This window comes from Pseudomonas sp. 24 E 13 (genome assembly GCF_900004715.1).
In the GTDB taxonomy this organism is placed as follows: Bacteria; Pseudomonadota; Gammaproteobacteria; order Pseudomonadales; family Pseudomonadaceae; genus Aquipseudomonas; species Aquipseudomonas orientalis_A.
The window spans coordinates 98,905-105,038 of the sequence record NZ_CVTO01000135.1; the positions used below are offsets into that span (position 1 = coordinate 98,905).

Sequence of the window (6,134 nt, forward strand, 5' to 3'; positions counted from 1 at the left end):
CGGGGGCAAGCCCCCTCCCACATTTGGAACCCCATCAAACTAAAGATTGGAGATATCAGCCTTCTTCAAGCCACAAGCGAATCGGCTTGCCTTCGGCCGGCCAGAATCGCGTCTGCTCGATCGGCGAGATATCCCAGCGCTGTACGCCTTGCAGGGCCTGGAAGAAGCGGTGCTCCTGCTCCATCAACGCCTCGGCGCACAATTTGCGGGTGCTGCCGATCGGGCCGAAACTGAGTTTGGCGCCTTCAAGGGTGTACGGCGCAAACCAGTGGTTGCAGCCGCCATTGCCATAGGCGCGACCATCGGCACCGAGGGTCACGGTCAGGTGCGCGTAGTCCATCAACGGCCGCTCGCCGATCCACTCCACTACATAGCTGTGATCCTGCTTGAGCTTGACCGCATCGCCGGCGCAGCCGCTCAGGGCCGTACCCATGGCGGCGAGCAGCAGCAGGCGCTTCATTGCGCGGCCTGCTGGCATTTCGGGCAGCGGTGACTGTCGCCTTCGCTGGCCCAGCCGAGTGCTTTGATGCGGGCATTGGCGGCCGGTTGCAGCGGTTCCTGGGTGAGCTTGGTTTCCACCGCGAATTCGAACTCCAGCACGCTGTCGCAGCTGTCGCAATTGACCTTCCAGGTGTGAATCTCCAACTCGCCGAATTTCGGCCCCTGGGCCATGGCGACCCATTGGCCCGCCGGGCGGATGGAATAGCGCGCGTCACCTTCCACGGTCAGGCGCATCGACAGGGTTTTGCTGCCGCGCAGGGTGACGATCAGCACGTCGCCATGCTTGATCGAACCACCGTTGCCGGTGACTTGATAACGGCCCGGCACCAGGGCGCGGCATTCGATCAGAGTGTGTTGCGGGCTCAGCAAGCTGAAGCGGAAATCGTGTTCGGCCATGGATCCTCCAAATAGGCGCGGCATCCTATCACGGGTGCCGGACTATCATGAGCCCGGTATGTGACCGCTGATCATCCCTCGACGAGGTTCTGCGCGTGGCCGTCGGCCCACGCTGCAATATTGGCCAGTGTAGTGCCAGCAATCGCCGCCAGTGCCTCGCGGGTCAGGAAGGCCTGGTGGGCGGTGATGATCACATTGGGGAAGGTCAGCAGGCGGGCGAGCACGTCGTCTTGCAGGGGCAGGTCCGAGCGGTCCTCGAAAAACAGCTGGGCCTCTTCTTCATAGACATCCAGCCCCAGGTAACCGAGTTGGCCTCTCTTGAGCGCTTCCACCAGCGCCGGCGTGTCGACCAGGCCACCGCGGCCGGTATTGATCAGCATGGCGCCCGGTTGCATGTGGGCCAGGGTGTCGGCGTTGATCAGGTGCCTGCTGTCGGCCGTCAGCGGGCAATGCAGGCTGATGACCTGCGCCTCGGCGAGCAGTTCGGGCAGGCTCACGTAGCGCGCGCCCATGGCTTGGACCTCAGGGTTGGGGAAGGGGTCGTGGGCCAGCAACCGGCAGCCGAAACCGTTCATGATCCTGGCGAAGGTGGCGCCGATCTGCCCGGTACCGACCACACCGACGGTTTTGCCGACCAGGTCGAACCCGGTGAGCCCGTGCAGGCTGAAATCGCCATCGCGGGTGCGGTTGTAGGCGCGGTGCAGGCGCCGGTTCAGGGCCAGCACCAGCGCCACGGCATGCTCGGCCACCGCGTGGGGCGAGTAGGCCGGTACGCGCACCACACTCAGGCCCAGGCGCTTGGCGGCGCGCAGGTCGACATGGTTATAGCCGGCCGAGCGCAACGCAATCAGGCGCGTGCCACCTTTGGCCAGTTGCTCGAGTACCGGGGCGCTGAGGTCATCGTTGATAAAGGCGCAGACCACCTCATGGTGTTCGGCCAGGGCCACGGTGTCGAGGTTGAGGCGGGCGGGTTGCAATTGCAGCTCGATGCCCTGGGGGAGTGGCTCAGCGCTAAAACTGTCGCGGTCGTAGGGTTGGCTGCTGAAAAGAATGACGCGCATTGAAAGGGGCTCCCTGCGATTTACACGTGAAAAATGCCTGTAGGAGCGAGCTTGCTCGCGAAAAACGTCAACGATAACGCGTGCTTCCTGAATGAGCGCGGTGCCTGGGAGTTTTTCGCGAGCAAGCTCGCTCCTACAGGTATTAGGGCAAGCCCCACCTGAAAATAGCGTCAGGCGCTGACCCGCGCTTCACTGGCCAACCGTGCAATTGCCATGTCCAGTTCATCCAGTGCAGCCATGGCCTTGGCGTCGTCCTGCTTGAGCAGGGTTTCGGCGCGCTGGCAGGCCGCGCGCAATTGCGGCACGCCGCAGTAGCGCGTGGCGCCATGCAGGCGATGGACGCGTTCGATCAGGGCATGATTGTCATTGGCTTCACGGGCGACCGTGATCGCCAGGCGATCGGCTTCCAGGGAGGCCAGCAGCATGGCGAGCATGTCCGCCGCCAGGTCGGCCTTGTTGGCGGCCAGGCGCAAGCCTTCCTCATGGTCCAGCACCAGCAGTTGCACGCCTGGGCCGGGGCCTTCGGGAACGCGTTCCGGCCCTTGGTTGCGCAGGGCCAGGCCGGTCCATTTCAGCACCACCTGGGCCAGTTGCCGCTCGCTGATAGGTTTGGTCAGGTAATCGTCCATGCCGCTTTGCAGCAGGGCGCGTTTTTCGTTGGCCATGGCATGGGCGGTGAGGGCGACCACCGGCAGCGGCGTGCCATGGCGTTCGCTTTCCCATTGGCGAATCGCCTCGGTACTCTGGCGCCCGTCCATGCCCGGCATCTGCACATCCATCAACACCAGGTCGAAGGTTTCCTGCTTGACCGCGTCAATGGCCGCATAGCCGCTTTCCACGGCCATGACCTTGGCGCCCATATCTTCAAGCAGGGTTTGCACGAGCAACAGGTTCGCCGGGTTATCGTCCACGCACAGCACGCGCGGCGCACGGCTGGACAATGGCTCGCCCGGTTCGTTGCGCAAAGGGCGCGGGCTGATCAGGTCGGCCAGGGACCGGCGCAGCTTGCGCGTACACGCGGGCTTGGCCTGCAACTGGCTGTTGGGGTTGGGCACCGATTGGTTGAACAGCATCTGCTCGGTCGTCGGGCACAGCACCAGCACCTTGCAGCCGAGGTGTTCGAGGTCCCACAAGTGCTGGTTGAGGCGCTCGGGCGGGATGTCGTTGGCGGTGACGCCGAGCACCGCCAGGTCAATCGCCTGTTCGGTCTGGTGCGCGCTGGTAATGCCGTTGGTCAGGCTTTCCAGGGTGTTGAACGGGGTCACCTCCAGGCCGCAGTCTTCCAACTGGTGTTGCAGGGCCTGGCGCGCCAGCTCGTGGTTCTCCAGCACCGCCACGCGGCGTCCGAGCAGCGGCGCGCTGGGCAAGTCTTCAACGTCGTCGCGGGTCTTGGGCAGGTTCAGGCTGATCCAGAACTCCGAGCCTTCGCCCGGTGTGCTGTCGACGCCGATTTCGCCGCCCATCTGTTCGATCAGACGCTTGGAAATCACCAGGCCCAGGCCGGTACCACCCGGCTGGCGCGACAGCGAATTGTCCGCCTGGCTGAAGGCCTGGAACAGCGCACGCACGTCCTGGTTGGACAGGCCGATGCCCGTGTCCTGCACGCTGATGCGCAGCTGCACGCTGTCTTCCTGTTCGTCCTCGATCATCGCGCGGGCAACAATGGTGCCTTCGCGGGTGAACTTGATCGCGTTGCTGATCAGGTTGGTCAGGATCTGCTTGAGGCGCAGCGGGTCGCCCACCAGTGACAGCGGCGTGTCACGATAGACCAGGCTGACCAGTTCGAGCTGTTTGGCGTGGGCGGCGGGAGCGAGGATGGTCAGGGTGTCTTGCAGCAGGTCGCGCAGGTTGAAGGGCACGCTGTCGAGCACCAGTTTGCCGGCTTCGATCTTCGAGAAGTCGAGGATTTCGTTGATGATGCCCAGCAGGTTGTCGGCGGATTTTTCGATGGTGCCCAGGTAATCCAGCTGACGCGGCGACAATTCGCTTTTTTGCAGCAAGTGGGTGAAGCCCAGGATGCCGTTGAGCGGGGTGCGGATCTCATGGCTCATATTGGCCAGGAATTCCGATTTGATCCGGCTGGCTTCCAGGGCTTCCTTGCGGGCCAGGTCCAGCTCGATGTTCTGGATCTCGATGGTTTCCAGGTTCTGGCGCACATCCTCGGTGGCCTGGTCGATGCTGTGTTGCAATTCCTCCTGGGCGTTTTGCAGGGTCTCGGCCATGCGGTTGATGCCCGACGCCAACTGATCCAGCTCCTGGCTGCCCAACGGCGGCAGACGGGTTTCCAGGTTGCCGTCCTTGAGCTGGGCCACGGCTTGCTTGATCTGGCCGATCGGCGAATTGATGGTGCGGCTGATGCGCAGGGCCAGCGCCGCGGTGCAGATCAAGCCGATGGCGATCAGCAGCAGGCTGGCGAACAGGCTGCGATAGCCGCGCAGCAACATGCCATTGTGGGACAGTTCCACTTCGACCCAGCCCAACAGGCGGTCGGACTCATCCGGGATCAGCTCGCCCGCGAGGTTGCGATGGCGGCCAAACACGGGCATGAGGTAGCGGGTGGCATCATTGCCGCTGCGCTGCAGCAGGTGCGAACTGTTGCCGGTGGGCGGTTGATTGAGCATGGTCGGGCCGGCATGGGCCAGGGACGAGCGGTCCGGCGCCAGGATCGACACCGTACGCACATCCGGTTGTTCCAGGGATTGGGTCGCGATGCGTTCCAGCAGATCCGTGTTCCTGCTGCTCAGGGCGGGTGCGACCAGCGGCGCCAACTGCTCGGCGATCATTTCGCCGCGTTGCAGCAATTGCGTCTGCAGTTCGGAGAGCTGCATCCAGGTGAAGTAGCCTCCCAACAGCAGGGCCATCAGGCTGGTCGGCAATAAAGTCAGCAACAGTACGCGGCCTTTTATTCCCATTCTTCTAAGCACGCCACTCTCCTGCTACCACATTGATATCAATCATCCACGCAGGCATCCGGCCCACGCCACGTGCGCAGTGTAGCCATTTGCGCCCTCGGGAATCTCGTAAATTAGTGACATGTCGCAATCTTCGGGCGATTCGGCGCCGGCCGGCGTCTGGCGGGAGAAACAGGAGGGAGGTACCGATGAGGCTGACTTGGAACGTATCTTCGCGCGCTTTATTCGGTTGGACGGTTTACGGCCCGGGCTTGCGCATTGCGCGCAGGGCCAGCGTGTACCTCTGCACCTGCCTGCCCGTTAGCCCTCAGCGGCGGCGTAATTTGCGTTTTTTCCACTGGTGCGCGACCCACCAGCGCCAATATCCCATGGTCAGGCAGTAGGCCAGGGCACCCAATACCAACCCGCAGACCACCGAGCCCAGCAGGAATGGTTGCCACATCGTGCTCAACTCGCCGCTGATCCATTCCCAGGTCAGGTTATCGGGCAGGCTGCGCGGCGGCACGTTCATCAACCAGGCGCCGGTCATGTAGGTGCAGAAAAACACCACCGGCATCGTCACCGGGTTGGTCAGCCACACCAGGCTGACGGCAATCGGCATGTTGCCGCGCACCACAATCGCCAGGATCGCGGCCAGCAACATCTGCAACGGGATGGGGATAAACGCGGCAAACAACCCCACGGCCATGGCGCGAGCCACCGAGTGCCGGTTCAGGTGCCAGAGGTTCGGATCATGCAGCAGGGTGCCAAGAAACTGTAATGACTTGTGTTCCCTGATACTGCTGGGGTCGGGCATGTACCGTTTGAATAAGCGCCGGGGCATAGGGGGTCCAGGTCAGTTCGAGGGGCAAGTATGCGCGTATTCTATAAACAGAAAATTCAGACTTTGTGACAAAACATCAAAGGCGCCCCTGGGAACTCCGACTAAGACTGAATGAATCATTGAAAGGGATGATTCATGAGAACAGGGATGTTCGCGCTCGCGCTGGGGTTACTGACCCTGCGCTTTCTTCCGGCGTTGCCGCCCACCGGATGGCTGTTGGCCATGCTGGTGTTGGCCTTGATGCTGCTGCCGTTTCGCACCTATCCGCTGGCGTTTTTCCTGCTGGGCTTGGGCTGGGCTTGCATCAGCGCGCAGTGGGCACTGGATGACCGATTGCGCCCGGCGCTGGACGGCGAAACGCGTTGGGTGGAGGGGCGTGTGGTCGGGTTGCCGCAACAGACGGACACCGGCGTGCGCTTTGAATTGGCCGACAGCCGGTCG

At 62.8% G+C, this 6,134-nt stretch carries 6 protein-coding genes; 1 reads left to right on the forward strand and 5 read right to left on the reverse strand.

Annotation, left to right across the window (positions count from 1 at the left end; all coding sequences use genetic code 11):
- Positions 1-55 precede the first annotated feature (55 nt).
- From BFP90_RS17430 to BFP90_RS17450, 5 genes are all read right to left on the reverse strand, one after another.
- Positions 56-460, reverse strand: a complete 405-nt coding sequence (locus BFP90_RS17430; RefSeq protein ID WP_065894960.1) for an META domain-containing protein — start codon at positions 458-460, stop codon at positions 56-58.
- Entirely contained in the window at positions 457-897 is a 441-nt protein-coding gene (locus BFP90_RS17435; RefSeq protein ID WP_065884984.1) for a hypothetical protein, read from the reverse strand. The genes BFP90_RS17430 and BFP90_RS17435 overlap by 4 nt, the downstream gene beginning before the upstream one ends.
- Positions 898-968: 71 nt before the next feature.
- Positions 969-1,958: a 2-hydroxyacid dehydrogenase gene (locus tag BFP90_RS17440; RefSeq protein WP_065897566.1), complete on the reverse strand. Its 990-nt coding sequence runs from the start codon at positions 1,956-1,958 to the stop codon at positions 969-971.
- A 170-nt stretch (positions 1,959-2,128) separates the two neighbouring features.
- Positions 2,129-4,882 carry a response regulator gene (locus BFP90_RS17445; protein WP_065894962.1) on the reverse strand — a complete coding sequence of 918 codons (2,754 nt, stop codon included), beginning with the start codon at positions 4,880-4,882 and terminating at the stop codon, positions 2,129-2,131.
- Positions 4,883-5,177: 295 nt separating this feature from the next.
- Positions 5,178-5,693 (reverse strand): DUF2062 domain-containing protein, encoded by a 516-nt coding sequence (locus BFP90_RS17450; protein WP_065894963.1) that lies wholly within the window; start codon positions 5,691-5,693, stop codon positions 5,178-5,180.
- Between the two features lie 147 nt (positions 5,694-5,840).
- Here BFP90_RS17450 and BFP90_RS17455 point away from each other — a divergent pair.
- Positions 5,841-6,134: DUF4131 domain-containing protein (locus tag BFP90_RS17455; protein WP_141688978.1), on the forward strand; the 294-nt coding region annotated here is incomplete at its 3' end.